The following is a 20,233-nucleotide window of genomic DNA, read 5'->3' as shown; positions in this document are numbered from 1 at the left end:
CCAACCCGCCGAGGGGTCACATAATCCCCTCATTTCCGCGGCGTGTCGCGAGGTGGCCGCCCGGCGGGCCGGGCTCCCGGATTCGTTTGGCCGGGATCGCACGAAACCTGACCGCGACGGGCCTCGCCCCGAGGTCGGTGATCGGGCGACCATCGTCTGCATGAACCGCGCACTGCTCGTCATCGATGTCCAGGCGTCATTCCGTGCCCGACGGAGCTGGGAGCTGATCAACCATCCCGACATCGCCGACCGCTGCGACCGGTTGGTCAACGCGGCCCGGGCGGCCGGCGATCTGGTGGTCTGGGTGCTGCACACCGAACCCGGCACCGGCGGCGTGTTCGATCCTGCCTCGGGACAGGTACGCCCGCTGGAGCCGCTGCAGCCGGCCGACGGGGAGCCGGTGATCACCAAGACGTCCCACAACGCGTTCACCACGACCAATCTGCAGCAACTGCTGACCGGTGCCGGTGTCGGCGAGGTGGTGATCAGCGGGATCCGGACCGAGCAATGCTGCGAGACGACGGCGCGGGTCGCCTCCGACCTCGGCTACCAGGTCACCTTCGTCGCTGACGCCACGGCGACCCAGCCGCTGGCCGCGCCCGGGCTGTCCCTGGATCGCGACTTCGACCGGGTGGTCGACGATCCCCGTACGCTTCCGGCGCAGACCGTCGTTGAGCGGACGGTCTACGCGCTGGCCGGGCGGTTCGCGACCGTGACCACGCTGGAGGAGTTCGTCACTCAGGCAGGCTCGAGGCCGAGCCAGGCCGCCAGGTCGGTGAGCTCGTCGGCCACCGCCGCCGACAGGTCGGCGTCGAACGGCTCGTCGGCGTGGATCTCCTCGACCCGCAGTACGCCCAACTCATGATCGGCCGCGGCGTCCACCTTGCCGACCAGCCGATCGCCGCTCAGGATCGGCAGCGCGTAATAGCCCCAGCGTCGCTGCGCCGCCGGTTTGTACATCTCCAACTGGTAGTCGAACTCGAAGAGTTCGGTCATCCGCTTCCGGTCCATGACCAGCCGGTCCAGCGGTGACAGGACGGCGACCCGGCCCTCCAGCGGTTCGTCGAGCCGTTCGAGTTGACCGTCATCGACCCGCCACGTGCCGCGGACGCCCTCGACGACAGCAGGCTGGCCCACCTCGCCCACGTCGTTGGGCTCACCGGGTTGTTTGGCGGACTTGGCCCGGGCGATGCCGAGGGACTGCAGCCGACGTCGGTTGCGGATCCGCAGCGCCTCCTGGATCGGCGGATAGTCCTGGTCGGGATAGATCCGCTCGGCAAGATCGAACAACCGGTCCCGTCCCTGGTGACCGGCGACCGCGACCTCGCCCCTGCGCGCCATCATCTCCAGCAACATCCGCACATTGCGCCCGTCGTTCCAGCCCGATGACCGCCAGGGCAGCACCGTGGTGTCCGGAAGATCACGTGAGGTCAGCGGGCCGGAGTCGGCGAGCCGGTCGAGGATGTCCAACCGGCAGCCGTCGTTGGCGTCCACCCACTCCCAGGCGCTGCGATCCCAACCGTCCAGCTCGCCGCCGTCGGCCTGGGCGTCCATCTCCGCGCGGTACAGCGCGATGTCCTCGGCGGGCCTGATCATCCCGTCGAGTTCGATCAGCTCCCGGGTCGCCAGCAGATCGTCCAGTTCGTCACGGTCGTAGGCCGATCCGATCCGACTCCACAGCACCAGATGGGCGTTCGGGGCGACCACCTTGGTCTGATCGGCCTGCAACACGGTGAGTTGCCGGACCACGGGCAGCACCTCCGTCGGCCGTGGCCGGTCCAGGACCTGCGCGCGGACGGCGATCCGGCGGGCTTGCGCGCACGTGAGCTGGATCCCAGTCATACCGGCAGGGTACGAACACCCACCGACAAGCTCAGCGCGCCGCGACCGATCCGGTCAGTCCGCGGGACTGCCGCTCGTAGTACAGGTCGATGCTCTCCCGCAGTGCCTTCAGGATGTACGGCGGAACGTCCATGCCCTGCTCGGTCGCCCACAACAGCCGGGACTCGACCCGGCCGATCTCCCCGGGCGTACTCCTCCAGCCCGTCCTCCATGCCGAGGCTGATGATCACCGCCCCCATGTCGGCCTTGTAGCTGTCCAGCGCGTTGGTACCGACCAGGCCGTAGGACTTCTCCCGCAGCACTCGGGCAAGGAACAACTGCCAGGGCCTCAGTTCCCCGTTCTGGACCATCGCTGTGGCAGACATCTGGTAGAAGGCGAAGTGCCCCGGTTCCTGTTGTTTGATCGGGCTGATGATCGTCTCCGCGATCGCGCGCTCGCCCAGCTCCGTCAGGCCGGTGTGGATCTGGTTGTAGGCCAGCACCGCCTGCCGCTCGGTGCTGGCACCGGTCAGGTAGTACAACAACTTGGCGATCTGTTGGATCGGCTCGAAGTGCGCCAGGGCACCGAGCATCTTGATCTTCGCCGAGACCTCGAGATGCGGGTCGGCGGGTGGCATGTCAAGATCCTGCTGGAGCCGGTCGAGGATCAACCCGTGTTGGATCTCCTGGGGCTGCCACACGTCGGCGTAGAACATCCGATTGGTCTCGTCGACGTCGGGCAGCAGGACCAGCAGTTCCAGTACGTTCCGGTCGACCTCGAGCTCCACCCTGGCCAGATAGTCCAGCACGTGGCTGTACCTGGACTTGACCGCGTCCGGGTCGAGAATGGTGCGATCCACCGTGTCCAACGGGATGGGCGGGTACAGGTCGCCCAGTCTCTTGACGTGGTCAGCGATCTTCTGACCGGTGATGATCTGCCGGGGCACAGCCACACCCTAACGACGCATTCCAATCCTCACGACCGACCAGGATGTGTGGTCGACCACATTTGTTAGGCAATGCTAACCCGACTGACTCGGCTAACTCGGCGACAACCCCGGCGCCTCACCGGCGGTGGGCTGCACGGCCTCGGCCAGCCGCAGTTTGACGTCCACACAGGCGATCGGGCTGCTCGCGACGTCGGCCGGCAGGGCGATGACCGGGTTGAGGTCGAGTTCGGCCAGCTCCGGTACGTCGAGGGACAACCGACCCAGGCCGAGCAGCATTGCCTCCAGGCCGGCGATGTCGGCCGGGCCGCTGCCGCGGTGCCCGGCCAGCAGCGGCCAGATCCGCAGCCGACGCAACGCGCGGGCGGCCTCACCCTGGCGCAACGGCGGCATCAGGAAGACCCGGTCGGCCCAGACATCGATCGCAACTCCCCCGGCCGCCACCATCACCAACGGACCGAACGACGGGTCGCGGACGACGCCGAACGCCAACTCGACCCCCGGTTCGCCGGCGCCGACCTGCGGCTGAACCAATAGCGCATCGTGCCCCTCGGGGCCCTCACCCAGTTCGGCGGTCATCGCGGCGGCTGCTTGGCGTACCGCGGACGGGGTGGTGAGCCCGGTACGGACCAGACCGCGATCGGTCTTGTGCACAACGGTCGGGTCGGCGGCCTTGATCACCACCGGGTAGCCGCTGTGGTCCGCGGCGGCCACCGCCTGCTCCGCGCCCACCACCACCTGGCCGGCGGTCAGCGGGATCTCGTACGCCTCCAGCAGCCGGGCGGCGGCATCGGGAGTCAGCCAGCCGTCCCGACCGGCCGCGGCCGAAGCAGCCAGCTCGCGACGTGCGGTGCGCCGGGCCCGGTCCGCCCTCGGCCGGTCCTCGGCCGGCAGCTCGCCGCCGCCGCCCTCCCGCCAGCTGCGGTAACGAGCGGCGTGGGCCAGCGCGGCCAGCGCCGCACCGGCGGAACGCATCCGGACGTACCGGGTCGCGTCGCTGCGGACCCGCGCGTCGTCGGTGTCGGTGCCCGGACCGTAGGCGACCAACGTCCGCGGTACCCGGGTCTGTCCGTCGCTGCCGAGGTTTTCCCGGGAGTCGGCACAGGAATCAGCGCCGGGCCGGCCGGCCGCGCCGTTGAGGCCGGCCAGCACGGCACGGGCATCGGTCACCGCGGTACCGGCGAGGATGATCAACACCGAGTCGATCTCCCCTGAGGTGGTGACCTCGCGGACCGCAGCAGTGAACCCGTCTGCTGTCACGCCGGCACCAAGATCAACGGGATTGCCCAGGGACGATGCCGCCATCACGCTGCGACCCGATCCAAGACCGGCAGCGATCCGCTGCCGCAACTCCGGTGTCAGCTCCGGCACCAGCAGGCCGCTGGCGGCTGCCGCGTCGGCTGCCAGAACGCCGAGGCCTCCGGCATTGCTGACGATCCCGACCCGCAGCCCCGCGGGCAGCGGCTGGCTCTGCAGCAGCCGCGCGGTGTCGGCGAGTTCGTCCAGGTCCCGGCAGTCGATCACGCCGGCCTGGGCGAAGAGCGCCTGGACCCCGACCGAGGGAGGCGCTGCGGCGGCGGTATGCGACGCACCGGCGCGTCGTCCACCGGCCGACCGGCCGCCGATCACCGCGAGCAGTGGCTTGGACTCGGTGAACCGGCGGGCCAGCCGGTCGAACTTCTGCGGATTGCCGAACGATTCCAGGTAGAGCGCGGCAGCCGTGACCCGCTCGTCGTTCATCCAGGCACCCAGCAGGTCGTTGCCGGAGACGTCGGCCTTGTTGCCCAGGGAGACGAACGACTGCACCCCGAGCCCGGTGCGTGCTGCGGCGTCGATCAGGGCGATGCCGACACCACCGGACTGCGACGCAACCGCCAAGCCACCGGGCGGAGGTAGTTGATCAACGAAGGTCGCGTTGAGCCGTACGTCCTGATCGCCGATGATCACGCCCAGACAGTTCGGCCCGACGATCCGCATGCCGTGGCGGCGGGCCACCCGGACCATCTCGTGTTGTAGCGTGCGACCGGTCTGGCCGAGCTCGCTGAATCCCGACGCGAGCACCACCGCGGCCCGGATGCCGGCTTCGGCGGCTTCGGTGATCACCGGCAGCACCTGCCCCGCCGGTACCGCGATGATCACCAGATCGACCGGCTCACCGATCGCGGCGAAATCCGGGTGGGCCCGAATACCGGAGATCACCGATGCCTGCGGATGGACCAGCCGGATCACTCCGGTGTACCCGCCGTTCATGATCGACTGCAGCACCGCGCGACCGACACCGGTGCCGTCCCTACGCACTCCGGCGATCGCGACGCTGCGGGGATGCAGCAACGGGGCAAGGGAATGAGCCTCGGCGCGGGACTCGCGCAGGTCGGCGGCTGCCACCGCTTTCGCCGAGGCCACCGTGTCCAACTCCAGGATGATCACGCCACGATCGATCCGGCGACGCAGGTCGAATCCTGCATCGGTGAAGACCTTGATCATCGGGGCGTTCTCGGCGAGCACCTCGGCGACGAACCGATCGATGCCACGACTCCGCGCGGCCGCCGCGAGGTGCTCCAGAAGCAGCGTTCCGATACCCAGTCCCTGCGCGGCGGGATCGACCAGGAACGACACCTCGGCAGTGTCCGAACCGGCCGGCTCGACAGCAGCGACACCGATCAACACCCCACGGCGCACGACGACCAGGGCAATCACCTGCTCGATCCGGGACATCAGCCCCTCTGCGTACTGCAGGCCGGCCGCGGGATTGCTGCTGAAGAAGCGCAACCGCAGACTCTCCGCGTCGGTCCGCCGGTGCAGCTCCACCAACGCGTCGTGATCATCGGGCTGGAGAGCCCTCAGCGTCGCAACATCGCCGTTGGCCAGCAGCACGTCGACCACCGGCCCCCGGAGCATCCGGCTCGTTGTCGGATCCGCCTCGGGTCGTACCCTCATCGATTCACTCCTGTTGGGTGCCGCGTTCGGATTGCAGGGATCTGCCGCCGACCAGAAGTCTGGTGCCCGCGCCGCCCGGGCCGTCAGTGACGAAAGTCCCGCAGGGACAGGAGATTCGGACCGTACCCGCGGCCGGGCATCACGGCCAGGATGAGAGACGTCGGGTGACGAGGTCTGATCAGCTCATTGATCAGGACGGCCCGATGTGTGTACGGAAACGATGCGACGCGAGGAGTCCGACGATGAAAGCCTTGGTCTATGGCGGTCCCGGGTCACGGGTCTGGACGGACGTGCCCGACCCCCAGCTCAGCGGACCTGATGACGCGATCGTGCGCGTCGACGCGGTGACGATCTGCGGCACCGATCTGCACATCCTCAAGGGTGACGTGCCGAGCGTCGAGCGCGGCCGGGTGCTCGGCCACGAGGCGGTCGGAACAGTCCTCGAGGTCGGCCAGGGAGTCGGCGGGTTCACGCCGGGAGACCGCGTCCTGATGTCGTGTGTCACCGCGTGCGGACGCTGCAGCTACTGTCGGCAGCAGCGGTTCGGCCAGTGCCTGGGTGGTGGCGGTTGGATCCTCGGTCACCTGGTCGACGGCACGCAGGCGGAGAAGGTTCGCATCCCGTTCGCCGAGCGGTCGATGTACAAGCTGCCGGCGTCGATCAGCGCCGAGCAGGCGGTGATGTTGGCCGACATCCTGCCCACGTCGTACGAGGTCGGGGTGTTGAACGGCCGGGTCCGGCCGGGAGCAACCGTCGTCATCGTCGGCGCCGGGCCGATCGGCCTGGCCGCGATCACGACCAGCCGGCTCTACTCCCCGCTGCGCGTCATCGCCGTCGATCCTGCCGACGAACGCCGCAAGGCGGCGCTGACCGCCGGGGCCGACGAGGTGCTCTCCCCCGACGACGATGTGGTCGCCCGGGTGCGGGAGCTCACCGACGGTCTGGGAGCGGACGCCGCATTGGAGGCGGTCGGCATCCCGGCGACGTTCGAGCTGTGCGCCCGGCTGATCCGGCCCGGCGGGCACCTGGCCAACATCGGCGTACACGGTGCGCCGGTCACGCTGCACCTGGAGGAGCTGTGGGACAAGGACGTCACGATCACCACCGGGCTGGTTGACACCTCGTCGACGCCGACACTGTTGGCCATGCTGTCCCAGGGACGGCTGGAGCTGCCGCCGTTGGTCACCCACCGGTTCGGACTGGACGAGATCCAGGACGCGTACGACGTGTTCGCCGACCCGGCGACCAGCGGCGCGCTGAAGGTCGTGCTCTTCGGTCCGGAGGCCCTGCACTGATCCCCACCCCCTTGCCGCACCACCTGCTGCACCCCGCACCCTGTACACCCGGTGCGGGGTGCAGCAGGTGGTGCGGCAACCGGGTGAGGTGGGGCGTGGGGGCGAAGGCGCGTGGAGCGGGCGTCAGAGGATGGCCACCAGCAGTACGGCGATGATGATGACGATCAGCACAATGGCCGCGATGACGGCGATCGTCAGCCGGTTCGCCGGCCTGGCCGGCGAGACCTCGCCGGGACGTACGTCGGCGGACTGCTGCACCATGTCGGGGTTGTTGTAGGTCTGCACCGACGGCAGCTTCTCCACCACCGGCACCAGCTCGCCGAGCCGCTGGGCCGCGTACAACCGGTCCAGGTCGGCGGAGTAGGTGTCCTGGTCGAGTTTCCCGGCCGCGAAGGCATCGTTCAGTCGCCGGGTCAACTGCTCGCGCTCGTCGTCGGTCACCGGTGCATCGGGCGTACTCCGGTACTTCGACGAGATCGGCAGCTCACTCATGGTCCCAGGCTACCCACGGCTCGGGTTACGGTCGTGGCTATGCGGATCGTCTCCCTGCTTCCCTCAGCGACCGAGATCACCTACGCACTCGGGCTGGAGGATCAGTTGTACGGCGTCACCTTCGAGTGTGACGAGCCGGCCCGGGCGAGGGAGGAGAAGCAGATCATCGTCGGCGGCATGTCCACCGCAGGCGTCGACCCGGCGACGATCGACCGCAGCGTCCGGGACCGGCTGGCCGCCGGTGAGGACCTGTACACCCTGGACGCGGGAGCGTTGGGTGAGCTGCAGCCCGACCTGATCCTGACCCAGGACCTGTGCGCGGTGTGCGCCGTGCCCACCGAAACCGTACGGGACGCCGCCGAGCAGCTGGGCTGTCACGCCGAGGTCGTCACCCTCGACCCCTACTCGCTGGACGAGGTGATCGATTCCATCGGCACGGTGGCCCGGGCGGCGGGCGTCCCCGACCGCGGCTCGGCGTTGATGTCGAAACTCGGCGCCCGGCTCGATGCCGTGGCCGAAACCGTCCGTGGCCTGCCACGCTCCCGGGTGGCGGTGATCGAATGGATCGACCCGCCGTTCGGTGCGGGCCACTGGATGCCGGACATGGTCACCGCCGCGGGCGGGCAGCCGGTCGCCTGCCGGCCGCGTCAGCGATCCGCCGCCACCAGCTGGCCCGAGATCGCCGCGGCCCGTCCGGAGATCCTGGTCATCTCGCCGTGCGGCTTCGATCTGGCCGGCGCCGTCGGGCAGGCCGAGCGACTGCTCGGCGACCCGAAGTTCGTCGAGCAGTTCGCCGACGCCCAGCTGTGGGCGATCGACGCCGACGGGATCATGGTCCGGCCCGGACCGCGGCTGGTCGACGGTGTGGAGGCACTGGCCGCGATCCTGCATCCCGAGGTCGCGATACCGCAGGCCGGCGGAGCGATCCGCCGGGTCCGCTGAACCAGCCGATGCGGCGGCATCCGGCGCAATAGGCTGCTCTCCGTGTCGGCCACCGTCAACGAACTGGACCCGGAGAGCTATCGCAGCGAACTGCTCGGCTACTGCTACCGCTACTTCGGCTGTTACGCCGAGGCCGCGGATGCGGTCCAGGAGACGATGGTGCGCGCCTGGCAGCGTGCAGCGACCTTCGACCACCGGGCATCGCTGCGCACCTGGCTCTACCGGATCGCCACCAACATCTGCCTGGACATGAAGAAGGCACCACAACGCCGGGCGCTGCCGGCCGATCTCAGCTCCCCGGGACACGTCCCGGACGATCCGCGGTCGCTGACCACGCTGCCGGAGGCGACCTGGATCGGACCGATCCGCGACGACTTCCTCGGCGCTCACCTGGGTGATCCGTCCGCAACCGTCGAACTGCGCGATTCGGTACGGCTGGCTTTCGTGACCGCGCTGCAGGTGCTGCCGCCGATGCAGCGTGTCGTGTTGATCTTGCGGGACGTGTTGGCCTGGTCCGCCCAGGAATGCGCCGGGCTGCTCGAGGTGTCGGTCGCCTCGGTGAACTCGGCGCTGGCCAGGGCACGCCGGACGCTTGCCGCGCGGGATCCGGATCCGGCGCCGCCGGAGTCCCCGGACCAGCGGCTGCTGGACGACTACGTCGCGGCGTTCGAGGCGTACGACGTCGACCGGCTGGTGAGCCTGTTGGCCGAGGACGCCGCCTTCAGCATGCCGCCGTACGAGTTGTGGTTGCGCGGTAGCGCGGAGATCGAACGTTGGTGGCGGGGACCCGGGCAGATCTGCCGCAACTCGAGGACCATCATCACCGCCGCCAACGGTCAACCGGCGGTCGCCGTCTACCACGACGTCGGCGACGGTCGATGGGAACCGTTCGCGCTCCATGTGCTCGACCACCGCGGCGGCCGGATCGCGGCGATCACCCACTTCATGGGTCCGCAACCGTTCGTCGAGTTCGGGCTTCCGTCCCGGGTCGTCGACGACAACCGGGGGCGCTGACCGGATCACCACAAAAGTTCGGCGGCAGCGATCAGTTCCGGCGGTCCGTGTCGTCTGTTGTATCGAAGGGTCAACCGAACCACCTCCTCGAAGGAGAAACGATCATGACTCGCAAGGTCACCGCACACCTGTTCCACTCGGTCAACGGCGTGGTGGAGAGCCCCAACCTCTGGCAGTTCGACGCCTTCGGCGAGGAGGAGGGCGCGATGATGGGCAAGGTCATCGGGCCGGTCACCGACATGGTGATCGGGCGCAAGCTGTGGGAGGAGTGGAAGGAGTACTGGCCGGGCCATGACGATCCGTTCGGCGCCTGGATCAATCCGGTACGCAAGCATGTGATCACGTCCACCCTGTCCGGGGATCTGCCCTGGAACAGCACAGTCGTCGACGGTGATCCGGTCGAGTACGTCCGTCAGCTGAAGGAGACCGAGGGCGGGGACATCTCGGTCGGTGGCGGGATCGAGACCGTGCGTTCGCTGTTCCTGGCCGGGGTGGTCGACGAACTGACCCTGACCACGCATCCGGTGGTCACCAACGAGGGGCGTCGGCTGTTCGACGAGAGCGTGCCGCTGACCCGGCTGGTCCTGGTCGACGCAACCAGGACCAGCGCAGGGAATGCGATCCTGACCTACGCGCTGCGGTCCTGATCGCCGGCGTCCTCCGGTACGTCGAGCCCGGTGTAGTGCGCGGCGAAGGCCAGCATGTCGGCCAGTTCGGCGGCGACCATCGCGGTCGGCTTGCCCATCCCATGGCCGGTCTGGGTTTCGATCCGCGCCACCACCGGTGCCGGACCGCGCTGGGCCTGTTGCAGTGTCGCGGCGAACTTCAGGCTGTGCGCCGGCACCACTCGGTCGTCGTGATCACCGGTCATGATCAGCGTCGCCGGATACTCGGCCTGTCCGATGTTGTGCAGCGGCGAATACGCCAACGCGATCTCGAAGTCCGCCGGGTCATCGGGGTTCCCGTAGTCGGAGGTCCAGGCTGCACCCGCAGTGAACTTGTGGAAGCGCAGCATGTCCATCACGCCGACGCCGGGCAGCGCGACGGCAGCAAGATCAGGACGCTGGGTCATCACCGCGCCGACCAGCAGGCCGCCGTTGCTCCGGCCGTGGATGGCCAGTTGATCATGGCTGGTGACACCGCTGGTGATCAGCTCCTCGCCGATGGCGATGAAATCGTCGAAGACGTTCTGCTTGTTGGCCAGCCGACCGCCCTCGTACCAGGACCGTCCGTATTCGGTTCCTCCACGCAGATTGGCGATGGCGATCACGCCGCCGGCCGCCAGCCAACCCGGCCACATCGGCCGGTAGTCGGCCTCGACGGGAATGGTGAAGCCGCCGTAGCCATACAGGAGCGTTGGCCGCGGACCGTCGGCCGGCTCTGTGTTCTGCGGCGTGATCAAGAAGTACGGGACCTGCGTGCCGTCCTTGCTCATCGCGCGACGACGCTCGATGGTCACCTCGGGCGGAGTGAACCCGGCACCCGGCGGGACAAGATCATCCAGCGGCTCGGCCGTGCCGGACCCGACCCGCACCCGATAGGCGCGCGTCGGTGAGGTGACCGTCGAGAGACCGACGAACCATTCGTCGGAGTCCGGGTCGGCCCACCACCCGACGACCGACCCGCCGTTGACGTCGACGGTGCCCAGTTCGGTGCCGTCCAGGCCGTAACGGGTGATCACCGGCTGGACGTCGACCAGCCGCAGGACGAGCAGTTCGTCCCCGGCGGCTGCGGTGCCGATGGTCGAGTCCCCGGTCTGGGCGACGAGCTCGGTGAGCTGCAACTCTCCGGTCCGTTCGAACTCTGCCAAATCGACGCTGACGATCCGGCCGTGATCGGCCTCGTGATCGGTGTAGAGGACGATCGTGTCACCGTCGCTGCGGACGAAGTCGAATTCGGCGTACGCCTTGTCGATGATCCTGATCGGCTCGGAAAGGGTCGATCGGCCGTCGGTTTGGGTGATCCGGTGGATCCACAGCCGGTTCACCCGTTCGGTCCCCTCGACGAGGGTGAGGACGAGGTACCGGTTGTCCGGCGACACCTGGGCGCCGATGAAGCCCTGTTGGTATTCCTCGCGGATGTCGAGAATCACTCGGTCGGCGTCCTCGGGGTCGCCGACCCGGTGCAGCTTGAGCAGTCCGGTCCTGACCTGGGTCGCCTGGGATCCCTCGCCGCGCCCCTCGTGAGGGACCGCCGAATACAGGTAGCTGGTGTTGTCGGGGAGCCAGACGGCACTGGTGAAGCGTGTCTGGATCGGCGCGTCATCGACCGATTCGCCGGTTGCCAGGTCGACCAGCTTGAAGTCGACCCAGTCGCTGCCACCCTCGCTGACCTGGTAGCACAGGTAGGTGCCGTCCTTGCTGACGGTGAAGCCGCGGATCGAGGTCGTCCCGTCCTCGGACAGCATGTTCGGGTCGATGATCAGCCGGCCACCGGCCCGCAGGTCTTCCAGGCTGTCGGCGACGAACCATTGGTCCTGGTTGAGGCTGCCGTCGTTGCGGCTGACGAAGTACCGGCCGCCGCGCTTGACCGGGACACCGGCCCGCGGGCGCCGGACGATCTTGTTCATCAGCGCCGTGAACCAGGCCCGTTCGCTGATGTCGGCGAAGACCTTCTCGGTGAAGAGATTCTGCCGCCTGACCCAGTCCCGGGTCTCGTCGGAGTCCGGGTCCTCCAGCCACCGGTAGGGATCGGCGATCGTCCGGCCGTGCAGCGTTTCGGCGAAGTCGCCGGCGCGGGACTCGGGATACTCCAGGAACGGGGCGTCGGCGGTGGATTCGGCAGCCATGTGCACAGCCTGCCATCCCGGGTCCGGCGGTCGGTCGCTAGGTCAGATACGGCACCGGATCCCGGCCCTCCTCCAGTGCATCCGAAACCTCCTCGAGCTTCAGCACGGCGGCGGCCAGACCAAGATCGATCTCCCGGCCGGTGCGCGCGGCGTAGGCACTGGCGATCCGAGCCGCCAGCTCCCGGGAATCACCGACCAGGTAACGGAACTCGACGCTCGGATCGCCGGTGGCGACGCAGGAGAAGTCCCAGACGCCGGCAAGCCGGCCGAGCGGCGCGTCGAGAACGAGATTGCCCAGATGGAAGTCGTTGTGCAGCAGCACCGGCGGCGCGGCGCCGGACGCCAATCGGTCGGCAACCAGTGCGCGGACCTCCTGGTAGCGCGAACGGACGGCTGCCGGCAGCCGCTCGGCGGTCGACTCGTCCCCGAACTGATCCGCGGCGGGCACGTCGAGTGCGGTGATCTCGTCGCGGCTGAATGCGTCGTGCATGGCGGCCAGGAAACGCCCGAACGGTGCGGCGACCCGGTCGCGAACCAGCGGATCGGCCGCCTCGAAGGCTTTCAGGTCCAGCACGGCGCCGTCCAGCCGCCGGTACACCGCGTACCTGGCGCTCCGACCGGTCCGGACGACGGCGGGGATCCGCGCCGGAAGTCGATCATGGAGTCTGGCCAGTAACCGCAGCTCGCGGTGGAACGGCACCTCGTCGTCGCGGGGGAACCGCACGATCCAGCCGTCGGGGCTGTCCAGCACGACGTTCTCCCAGCCGATCTTGAACTCCGAGTTGTCCAGATCGATGGTCAACTCCGATTCCAGCCCGTCGGCACGGGCGAGCCTGATCAGCTCATCGCGATGCTGGTCGGGACGCAGCGGTGCTCCGGGCATGTCAGTTCCCCACTCCCTGATAGCGGTTCAGTCCGCGACGCCAGACGACGGACGCGACCAGCATGGCAGCGGCCGCCGCGATCACCGGCGTCGTCGCCCACCAACCCGACGTGTGCCCGATGCCGAACAACAGTCTGCTCGGGTAGTAGCTGATCAGGCCGTACGGCAGCACCACCGTGACCACGAAGCGGATCACGATGCCGTAGATGTCCAGCGGGAACTTCGCGAAGTCCCGCATCAGCGCGATCATCGTGGGAAAGGCGCTCTGTGCGGACGGTTCCCAGAAGGCGATCATGTTGGTCAGGAAGCTGATCGAGGTGTTCAACACCGTGCCGCAGATCACGGTGATCGCCAACAGCGGCAGCGACCACCACTGCCAGCTGACGTCGGCCCGGGCCAGACCGATGATCAACACCACCAGCCCCAGGCCGGCGTTGCCGATCCCGTGGATCGACGCGAGCGCGGTGACCTGCTGCATGGCCGGCGGGATCGGCCGGACCAGCACCCGGTCGAACGACCCGGTGTTGACGTCGGCGCGCAGCTTCCAGACGCCGTCGGCGAACATCTCCCGGATGCCGTCGGCTGTCATCACGATCCCTTGCAGTACGAGGATGCGCCACAGCGACCAGCCGCCGAGCGAGGAGACGTGTCCGAAGAAGGTCAGCAGGAACACGATGCTGACCAGTTGCTGCAGGATCGCGCCGACCGCGCCGATCCAGAAGTCGGCGCGGTACTCCATGGCCGATCGCAGCTGAACCAACTGCAGCCGGAAGAAGATCTTGGTCAGTCGGCGCATGATCAGCCGCCCTGGATCTCGACGACCCGGAAGGCGCGCTTCCAGGCGAGGTTGGCCAATACCCACAGGGCGATCAGCCAGCCGACCTGCAGTGCCAGCAGGCCGACGGCCTGCCACCCGGCGGCGGTGCCGAGATAGAACTGCAACGGCGTCGAGACGATGCCGCGCAGCGGCAGTACCTGGGCGATGACCTGCAACCAGCCAGGCATCAGCGCCAGCGGGACGATGGTTCCGGAGAGGATCTGCATGATCGCCTGCTGGGACCACATCAGCCCCATCCCGTTCAGTGTCCAGAAGGTCAGCAATGAAACCAGGAAGACGACCAGCACCTTGGTCAGGAAGCCGATGACCAGAGCCAGCGTGAACAGCAGCGCCGCGGCCACCGAGGCCGGTGGCCGGATGTCGAGGAAGAGCAGGCCGATCACCAGTGTGAACGCCAGGCTGACGGCGCCCTCGACGGCGGTGAAGCCGCAGGCCCGGGCGATCTGTGTGGTGCAGTAGTTGAGCGGACGCACCATCTCGAAGACGATGTCGCCCGTCCTGATCGTTGCCATCATGGCGGTACCCGTGCGCCAGCCGACGAGCGCATTGATGCCGTACGCGATCACCACATAGGTCCGCATCTGGTCCCAGCTCAGCCCGCCGATCGACGGCCGGCCGGCATACGCGGCACGCCACAGGTAGTAGAGGATGATCACCCAGATGAAGGTCAGTCCGACGTTGAAGAACGTCGTGATCCGGTACGCGATCGCCTGCTGCAGGGTGGTCCGGGCCAGTGACAGATACTTCGGCCCGGCTGTGTCCCGACCCTGCCGGGTCGTGACGGCGTCGACGGCTGTCACCGCTCCTGCTCCGGGTCACCTGCGGGCTGGAAGGACTGTTGGAAAGTCAAGTTGCCCTCGTAGAGGCGCCGGACGATCGACTCCGCCGATGTCTCCTCCAGGGCGAGATCGACGACCGGTACGGCCAGGGCGAGTTCCTTGATCACCTCGCCGGAAGTGATCATCCGGCTGTCGTAGGTCACCTCGAGCCCGGTGGCCGTCGTTTCGATCCTCGGCCCGGTCCTGGCCAGTGCCGCGGCCGCCAGGTCCGCCGCCTCGGCGACCTCGTCGCCGAGCGTGACCACCACCTTCTGCTCCCAGCCGAACCGGCGGGTCACCTCGTCGAACGGGCCGTCGTAGACGATGTGGCCCTGGTCGAGCATGATCATCCGCGGGCACAGCTCCTCGATATCACCGAGGTCGTGAGAGGTCAGCAGCACGGTCAGTCCGCGGCGACGGCGCATTCCGCCGACGAATTCCCGCAGCCGCGCCTTGACGGCAACGTCCAGGCCGATGGTGGGCTCGTCCAGGAACAGCACCCGCGGCGAGTGGATCAGTGCCGCGCCGAGGTCGCAGCGCATTCGCTGGCCGAGCGACAGCTGCCGGGCCGGCACACCGAGCAGCGGTCCGAGGTCCAGGACGTCGACCAGTTCGTCCATGGTCCGCCGGTAGTCGGCGGCCGGTACGGCGTAGATGTCGCCGAGCAGCCGGAACGATTCGATCACCGGGATGTCCCACCACAACTGTGTCCGCTGTCCGAAGACAACGCTGATGTTGCGGGCGTTGGCCTGGCGGTCGATGTGCGGGCGGATGCCGCAGACGTCGACCGAGCCGGCCGACGGCACCAGGATCCCGGTGAGCAGCTTGATCGTCGTCGACTTTCCTGCACCGTTGGGACCCACATAGGCGACCGAATCGCCTTCCTCGATGGTGAGGTCGACACCGTCGACCGCGGTCACGGTTTCGTGGTGGGGTCGGAGCAGGTGGCGTACGGCACCGGCCAGCCCCGGCGCCTTTCTCGGTCTGCGGAACGTCTTGACCAGTCCCTGGGCGCTGACGATCGGCGGCATGGTCCCTGACCCTATCGGCGGGACCAGGCGATCGGCAGGAGGATATCGGCCGCTGCGGCAGGTGACGGGTCAGTCGGCGAGCGGTCCGAACGGCACGCCGAGGGCTGTCAGCGCGGCCTCGCCACCGTCCTCGGCAGTGAGCACCCAGGTCCCCCGATCGGTGACGGTGATGGTGTGCTCCCAGTGCGCGGCGGGACGGCCGTCATCGGTGACCACGGTCCAGCCGTCGCCGGCGGTGTGATTCTCCGCCGAACCCAGGGTGATCATCGGCTCGATGGCCAGCGCCAGCCCGCGGACGATCCGGACACCGCGGCCACTCCGGCCGACGTTCGGCACCTCGGGCTCCTGGTGCATCGCCGATCCGATCCCGTGACCGACATACTCGGTGACGATGCCGTACGGCCGCCCGTGCTCGGTCTCCAGCGCGTCGATCCGGTCCTCGACCGCGGCGGAGATGTCACCGATCCGGCCACCGAGGCGTGCGGCGGCGATCCCCGACCACAACGCGGACCCCGTCGTTTCGACCAGTAGCCGATGGTCTGCCGCCGGCTCGTCGACCGGGACGGTGATCGCCGCGTCGCCGTGCCAGCCGTCGACGACCGCGCCGCAGTCGATGGAGATCAGGTCGCCGGGTGCCAGCACCCGCTTGCCCGGGATGCCGTGCAGGATCTCGTCGTTGACCGAGGTACAGATCACGCCCGGGAAACCTCCGCGACCAGCGTCGCCACCGTAGCCGAGGAAGGACGGGGTCGCCCCGGCGGCCCGGATCAGCTCGTCGGCGATCTGGTCCAGCTCACCGGTACTGATGCCTGGCGTGACCTCCTCGCGCAGAGCCGCCAGCGTCCGAGCGACCACCAGGCCGGCGCGCCGCATGACCAGCAGTTCGTCTGTGGTCTCCAGCTGCGGCCGTCGGCGGCGGAACACGCTCATCCCAGCCGGGCGGCGATCACCCGGGCACTGCCCGGCTCACCGCTGCGGGGCATGCCGAGATACCGCGTGCGGATCGCGTCGCGGTCCAGGTCGTCGACCACCACGAACCCGAGGTCACCAAGCAGATCGTGCAGTTCCGGCGTGTCGAAGGTGCTCATCATCGGCTCGCCGAGCCGCTGGATCCGCTCGGAGAACCTGGAACGTGCTTGGCGTGCCTGCTCGGACAAGTGATCCACGGGGCAGGCGTAGTCGAAGACCACCTCGGCGTCGGTGATGCCGGCGATCATCCGCAATGTGCGCAACACCGCCTGCCGGGTCAGGTACGGCACCACGCCGAGCCAGAGGAAGAACGCCGGCCGGTCAGCACGGAAGCCGGCCGCGGCCAGACGGTCCCGCAGATCGTCGGTCTCGAAATCCACCCCGACGCGGCGCAGCGTCACCGGCTCGGCGATGCCTTCGGCGGCCAGCCGCTGTTGCTTCCAGGCGCCGGTTGCCGGGAAGTCCACCTCGTAGGTGATCAGATCCGGATATGGGTTGCGACAGGCGAAGGTGTCCAGCCCGGCGCCGAGCACCACGACCTGCCGGGTGCCCGCCGCGACCGATTCGGCCAGTCGGTCCTCACCGAACCGATGGCGTACGGCGATCAGGATGCGTAGCCCCGGCCGGTCGTGATAGCCGCCGGAGGCGACGAGTCCATCATGATCGGTACCGAGGATCCGCCAGGCCAGCGGGTCCCGGAAGATGCGGCCGCCCTCGAGGACCTGGTGCATGGCGCGATGCCGGGCGGCGCTGTACGCGGTTGCACTCGGCTCACCGGGCCGCATCGCCGACCGCTTCCACCGCAGTTCCGACTCCAGGATGATCGGCGGGGTCATCGGGGCGCCGGTACTCGATCAGAACCGTGTCGCGCCAGCGGCCGTGGTGGCGGGCGATCCGTTCCCGCCGGCCGACGACCCGGAAGCCGGCGGCGGCGTGCAGGCGCAGACTGGCCCGGTTCTCTGGGAAGATCGAGGACTGGATCGTCCAGATCCCGGCAGCGTCGGCGGCGGTGATCAACTCGGCCAACAGTCGGGAGCCGACTCCCCGTCCGCGGGCCCTCGGATGCACGTACACCGAATGCTCGGCGACTCCGGCGTAACAGGCCCGGGCGGAGACGGGCGAGGCGGCGATCCAGCCGACGACCGTCCCGTCGGCGTCGACCGCCACCCGACTCAGCGCCGCGATCTTGGAGGCCAGGAATTCGTCCCAGCCGGGCGGACCGGTCTCGAAGGTGGCGTCGCCCTCGTCGATGCCGATGCGGTAGATCGCCAGGACGGCCTGGGCGTCGGCGTCGGTCATCGGTCGGACGGTGATCATGTCGTCGACCAGACTATTCGACCCATCACGTCTCTCGCCCGGCGGCGACCGCCTCCGAGTCCTCCCGCACCAGTTGATCGGCGCCGCACCAGTTGGCCGGCGCCGCACCGGTTGGTCGGCCGCGCACCCGTTGCATCTGGTGCGCCGGCGAGTAAAGGTCGCGGCAGCGAGGAAGTGGTGCGGGACCGCTCCGGGGAGGCGGCGCTCAGGAGGCGGCGCTCAGGGAGGCGGTGCTCAGGAGGCGGCGCTCAGGAGGCGGTGGCGACCCGGTCCAGTGCCTGGAAGATCCGCTCGGTGACCTCGCTGACGTCGCCGACACCGCTCACCTCGACCAGCAGACCGCGATCGCGGTAGACGTCGAGCAACGGTGAGGTCTCGTCGAGGTACTTCTGCTGCCGGACCCGGATCGCCTGCTCGGAGTCGTCGTCGCGGCCCTCCGACTCGGCCCGCTTGCGCAGCCGGGAGACCAGTTCCTCGACGTCGACCCTCAGCGACAGCACCGCGTCCAGCTCGACGCCGGCACGATCCAGGATCTCGTCGACCGCCTCGACCTGGGGCAGGGTGCGCGGGTAGCCGTCGAGCAGGAACCCCTTGGCACAGTCGTCCTCGGCGAGCCGGTCGGCGACGATGCCGTTCATGATGTCGTCGCCGACATAACCACCCTCGGCCATGATCCGCTGTGCCTCGAGACCGAGCGGGGTGCCGTCAGCGACGTTGGCACGCAGGATGTCTCCGGTCGAGATCGCCGGGATGTCGAAATGTTCGGCGATCGACTTGGCCTGGGTACCTTTGCCCGCCCCCGGCGGGCCCATGATCAGAAGACGCATCAGCGGAGGAATCCTTCGTAGTTTCGTTGCTGCAGCTGGCTCTCGATCTGCTTCACGGTGTCAAGACCGACGCCAACGATGATCAGCAGCGAGGTGCCGCCGAACGGGAAATTCTGCGCGTTCTGGGTGTTGAGCAACGTGATCGCCAACATCGGCAGCAGGGCGATGATGCCCAGATAGAGCGAACCGGGCAGAGTCAGCCGGTTCAGGACGTAGGAGAGGTAGTCCTGGGTCGGCCGTCCGGCGCGGATGCCCGGGATGAAGCCGCCGTACTTCTTCATGTTGTCGGCCACTTCTTCGGGATTGAACGTGATCGACACGTAGAAGTAGGCGAAGAAGATGATCAGCAGGAAGTACGTCGCCATGTAGACGGGGTGGTCACCCCTGACGAAGTGCCCCTGGATCCAGGACGCGCCCCAGCCGTCGGGCCGGAACTGCGCATACAGCACCGGAATGTAGAGCAGCGACGAGGCGAAGATGACCGGGATGACACCGGCCTGGTTGACCTTCAGCGGGATGTAGGTGGTCGTGCCACCGAGCACCCGCCTGCCGACCATCCGTTTGGCGTACTGCACCGGGATGCGGCGCTGCGCCTGCTCGACGAAGATGACGGCGAGCATCACCAGCAGGCCGACCAGGATCACCAGGAAGAAGACGACCCAGCCGGTGCTCCCGGCGTGGCCCTGCTTGATGGCCCACAGTGTCTGCGGGAACGCCGCACAGATCTGGGTGAAGATCAGCACCGACATGCCGTTGCCGACGCCGCGTTCGGTGATCAGCTCGCCCAGCCACATGATGACGCCGGTGCCGGCGGTCATGGTGAGGATCATCACGACGACGGGGAAGACGCCGTTGTCGTGCAGCAGACCGGTGCAGTTGCTGAACAGCTGGTCGTTGCGAGCCAGGGTGATGAAGGTGGTCGACTGCAGCACAGCCAGCACAAGGGTCAGGTAGCGGGTGTACTGGGTGATCTTGTTCTGCCCCGACTGGCCTTCCTTCTTGAGTGCCTCGAGTCGAGGGATGACCACCGTCAGCAGCTGCAGGATGATGCTCGCCGTGATGTACGGCATGATGCCGAGAGCGAAGATCGCCAACTGCAGCAGCGCCCCACCGGAGAACAGCGAGAGCAGCGAGTACAGACCGGCCTGGGCGCCGGTCTGGGCCGCGGTGGCACAGGTGTGCAGCTGCCCGACGTTGACGTTCGGCACCGGGATGACCGAGCCGATCCGGTAGACGAAGATGATCCCGAGGGTGAACAGGAGCTTCTTCCGCAGGTCAGGTGACCTGAAAGCCCCGGCGAAGGCGGTGAGCAAG

At 68.2% G+C, this 20,233-nt stretch carries 18 protein-coding genes and 1 pseudogene; 5 read left to right on the top strand and 14 right to left on the bottom strand.

Annotated features, from left to right (window positions below):
* Window positions 1-160 precede the first annotated feature (160 nt).
* Window positions 161-574, top strand: a pseudogene (locus GJV80_RS24410) (isochorismatase family protein); the annotation flags it as partial.
* A gap of 164 nt (window positions 575-738) precedes the next feature.
* Here GJV80_RS24410 and GJV80_RS22155 read toward each other — a convergent pair.
* From GJV80_RS22155 to GJV80_RS22145, 3 genes are all read right to left on the bottom strand, one after another.
* Window positions 739-1,842 carry a DNA glycosylase AlkZ-like family protein gene (locus tag GJV80_RS22155; protein WP_230207936.1) on the bottom strand — a complete coding sequence of 368 codons (1,104 nt, stop codon included), beginning with the start codon at window positions 1,840-1,842 and terminating at the stop codon, window positions 739-741.
* Entirely contained in the window at window positions 1,839-2,768 is a 930-nt protein-coding gene (locus tag GJV80_RS22150) for a GTP-binding protein LepA (RefSeq protein ID WP_230207935.1), read from the bottom strand. The genes GJV80_RS22155 and GJV80_RS22150 overlap by 4 nt, the downstream gene beginning before the upstream one ends.
* Window positions 2,769-2,861: 93 nt before the next feature.
* Entirely contained in the window at window positions 2,862-5,705 is a 2,844-nt protein-coding gene (locus tag GJV80_RS22145; RefSeq protein WP_154689755.1) for a GNAT family N-acetyltransferase, read from the bottom strand.
* Window positions 5,706-5,947: 242 nt separating this feature from the next.
* Here GJV80_RS22145 and GJV80_RS22140 point away from each other — a divergent pair, with 242 nt between their 5' ends.
* Window positions 5,948-7,000 (top strand): zinc-dependent alcohol dehydrogenase family protein, encoded by a 1,053-nt coding sequence (locus tag GJV80_RS22140; protein WP_154689754.1) that lies wholly within the window; start codon window positions 5,948-5,950, stop codon window positions 6,998-7,000.
* Between the two features lie 123 nt (window positions 7,001-7,123).
* Here GJV80_RS22140 and GJV80_RS22135 read toward each other — a convergent pair whose 3' ends face one another.
* On the bottom strand, window positions 7,124-7,492 hold the full coding sequence (locus GJV80_RS22135) for a DUF1707 domain-containing protein (RefSeq protein ID WP_154689753.1): 369 nt from the start codon (window positions 7,490-7,492) through the stop codon (window positions 7,124-7,126).
* A 39-nt stretch (window positions 7,493-7,531) separates the two neighbouring features.
* Here GJV80_RS22135 and GJV80_RS22130 point away from each other — a divergent pair, with 39 nt between their 5' ends.
* The 3 genes from GJV80_RS22130 to GJV80_RS22120 all read left to right on the top strand — a co-directional run bounded on the left by GJV80_RS22130 (window position 7,532) and on the right by GJV80_RS22120 (window position 10,095).
* The gene (locus GJV80_RS22130; protein WP_154689752.1) at window positions 7,532-8,434 is read left to right on the top strand and encodes an ABC transporter substrate-binding protein; all 903 of its coding nucleotides are present in this window, start codon (window positions 7,532-7,534) and stop codon (window positions 8,432-8,434) included.
* Window positions 8,435-8,476: 42 nt separating this feature from the next.
* Window positions 8,477-9,448: an RNA polymerase subunit sigma-70 gene (locus GJV80_RS22125; RefSeq protein ID WP_230207934.1), complete on the top strand. Its 972-nt coding sequence runs from the start codon at window positions 8,477-8,479 to the stop codon at window positions 9,446-9,448.
* A gap of 104 nt (window positions 9,449-9,552) precedes the next feature.
* Window positions 9,553-10,095: a dihydrofolate reductase family protein gene (locus tag GJV80_RS22120; RefSeq protein ID WP_154689750.1), complete on the top strand. Its 543-nt coding sequence runs from the start codon at window positions 9,553-9,555 to the stop codon at window positions 10,093-10,095.
* Here GJV80_RS22120 and GJV80_RS22115 read toward each other — a convergent pair.
* The 10 genes from GJV80_RS22115 to secY form a co-directional block, all read right to left on the bottom strand.
* Window positions 10,077-12,236: a prolyl oligopeptidase family protein gene (locus GJV80_RS22115; RefSeq protein WP_154689749.1), complete on the bottom strand. Its 2,160-nt coding sequence runs from the start codon at window positions 12,234-12,236 to the stop codon at window positions 10,077-10,079. The two genes, GJV80_RS22120 and GJV80_RS22115, sit on opposite strands and share 19 nt — an antisense overlap.
* Before the next feature lie 37 nt (window positions 12,237-12,273).
* Entirely contained in the window at window positions 12,274-13,119 is an 846-nt protein-coding gene (locus GJV80_RS22110) for a phosphotransferase (RefSeq protein WP_154689748.1), read from the bottom strand.
* 1 nt (window position 13,120) lies between these two features.
* Window positions 13,121-13,915, bottom strand: coding sequence for an ABC transporter permease (locus GJV80_RS22105; protein WP_154689747.1), 795 nt, complete (start codon window positions 13,913-13,915; stop codon window positions 13,121-13,123).
* Between the two features lie 2 nt (window positions 13,916-13,917).
* Window positions 13,918-14,757 carry an ABC-2 family transporter protein gene (locus tag GJV80_RS22100; RefSeq protein WP_154689746.1) on the bottom strand — a complete coding sequence of 280 codons (840 nt, stop codon included), beginning with the start codon at window positions 14,755-14,757 and terminating at the stop codon, window positions 13,918-13,920.
* The gene (locus GJV80_RS22095; protein ID WP_154689745.1) at window positions 14,754-15,806 is read right to left on the bottom strand and encodes an ATP-binding cassette domain-containing protein; all 1,053 of its coding nucleotides are present in this window, start codon (window positions 15,804-15,806) and stop codon (window positions 14,754-14,756) included. Before GJV80_RS22095 ends, GJV80_RS22100 begins: the two co-directional genes overlap by 4 nt.
* A gap of 69 nt (window positions 15,807-15,875) precedes the next feature.
* Window positions 15,876-16,730, bottom strand: a complete 855-nt coding sequence (map, locus tag GJV80_RS22090; RefSeq protein ID WP_230208459.1) for a type I methionyl aminopeptidase — start codon at window positions 16,728-16,730, stop codon at window positions 15,876-15,878.
* A 2-nt stretch (window positions 16,731-16,732) separates the two neighbouring features.
* Window positions 16,733-17,611: a class I SAM-dependent methyltransferase gene (locus GJV80_RS22085; protein WP_154689743.1), complete on the bottom strand. Its 879-nt coding sequence runs from the start codon at window positions 17,609-17,611 to the stop codon at window positions 16,733-16,735.
* Entirely contained in the window at window positions 17,547-18,092 is a 546-nt protein-coding gene (locus GJV80_RS22080) for a GNAT family N-acetyltransferase (protein WP_154689742.1), read from the bottom strand. Before GJV80_RS22080 ends, GJV80_RS22085 begins: the two co-directional genes overlap by 65 nt.
* Window positions 18,093-18,340: 248 nt before the next feature.
* On the bottom strand, window positions 18,341-18,919 hold the full coding sequence (locus GJV80_RS22075) for an adenylate kinase (RefSeq protein ID WP_154689741.1): 579 nt from the start codon (window positions 18,917-18,919) through the stop codon (window positions 18,341-18,343).
* Window positions 18,919-20,232: a preprotein translocase subunit SecY gene (gene secY, locus GJV80_RS22070; RefSeq protein ID WP_154689740.1), complete on the bottom strand. Its 1,314-nt coding sequence runs from the start codon at window positions 20,230-20,232 to the stop codon at window positions 18,919-18,921. The genes GJV80_RS22075 and secY overlap by 1 nt, the downstream gene beginning before the upstream one ends.
* Window position 20,233 lies beyond the last annotated feature (1 nt).

Origin of the sequence: Microlunatus sp. Gsoil 973 (assembly GCF_009707365.1) — a bacterium.
Classification (GTDB): Bacteria; Actinomycetota; Actinomycetes; order Propionibacteriales; family Propionibacteriaceae; genus Microlunatus.
Note: the sequence above shows the minus strand (reverse complement) of the source record. Positions and strands in the feature narration are given on the sequence as shown.

Coding starts and splice junctions, on each gene's coding strand:
- GJV80_RS22120 (WP_154689750.1), top strand. CDS start 9,553: ATGACTCGCAAGGTCACCGCACACCTGTTCCACTCGGTCAACGGCGTG.
- GJV80_RS22135 (WP_154689753.1), bottom strand. CDS start 7,492: ATGAGTGAGCTGCCGATCTCGTCGAAGTACCGGAGTACGCCCGATGCA.
- GJV80_RS22085 (WP_154689743.1), bottom strand. CDS start 17,611: ATGACCCCGCCGATCATCCTGGAGTCGGAACTGCGGTGGAAGCGGTCG.
- GJV80_RS22080 (WP_154689742.1), bottom strand. CDS start 18,092: ATGATCACCGTCCGACCGATGACCGACGCCGACGCCCAGGCCGTCCTG.
- GJV80_RS22105 (WP_154689747.1), bottom strand. CDS start 13,915: ATGCGCCGACTGACCAAGATCTTCTTCCGGCTGCAGTTGGTTCAGCTG.
- GJV80_RS22095 (WP_154689745.1), bottom strand. CDS start 15,806: ATGCCGCCGATCGTCAGCGCCCAGGGACTGGTCAAGACGTTCCGCAGA.
- GJV80_RS22145 (WP_154689755.1), bottom strand. CDS start 5,705: ATGAGGGTACGACCCGAGGCGGATCCGACAACGAGCCGGATGCTCCGG.
- GJV80_RS22115 (WP_154689749.1), bottom strand. CDS start 12,236: ATGGCTGCCGAATCCACCGCCGACGCCCCGTTCCTGGAGTATCCCGAG.
- GJV80_RS22110 (WP_154689748.1), bottom strand. CDS start 13,119: ATGCCCGGAGCACCGCTGCGTCCCGACCAGCATCGCGATGAGCTGATC.
- GJV80_RS22075 (WP_154689741.1), bottom strand. CDS start 18,919: ATGCGTCTTCTGATCATGGGCCCGCCGGGGGCGGGCAAAGGTACCCAG.
- GJV80_RS22130 (WP_154689752.1), top strand. CDS start 7,532: ATGCGGATCGTCTCCCTGCTTCCCTCAGCGACCGAGATCACCTACGCA.
- GJV80_RS22140 (WP_154689754.1), top strand. CDS start 5,948: ATGAAAGCCTTGGTCTATGGCGGTCCCGGGTCACGGGTCTGGACGGAC.
- GJV80_RS22155 (WP_230207936.1), bottom strand. CDS start 1,842: ATGACTGGGATCCAGCTCACGTGCGCGCAAGCCCGCCGGATCGCCGTC.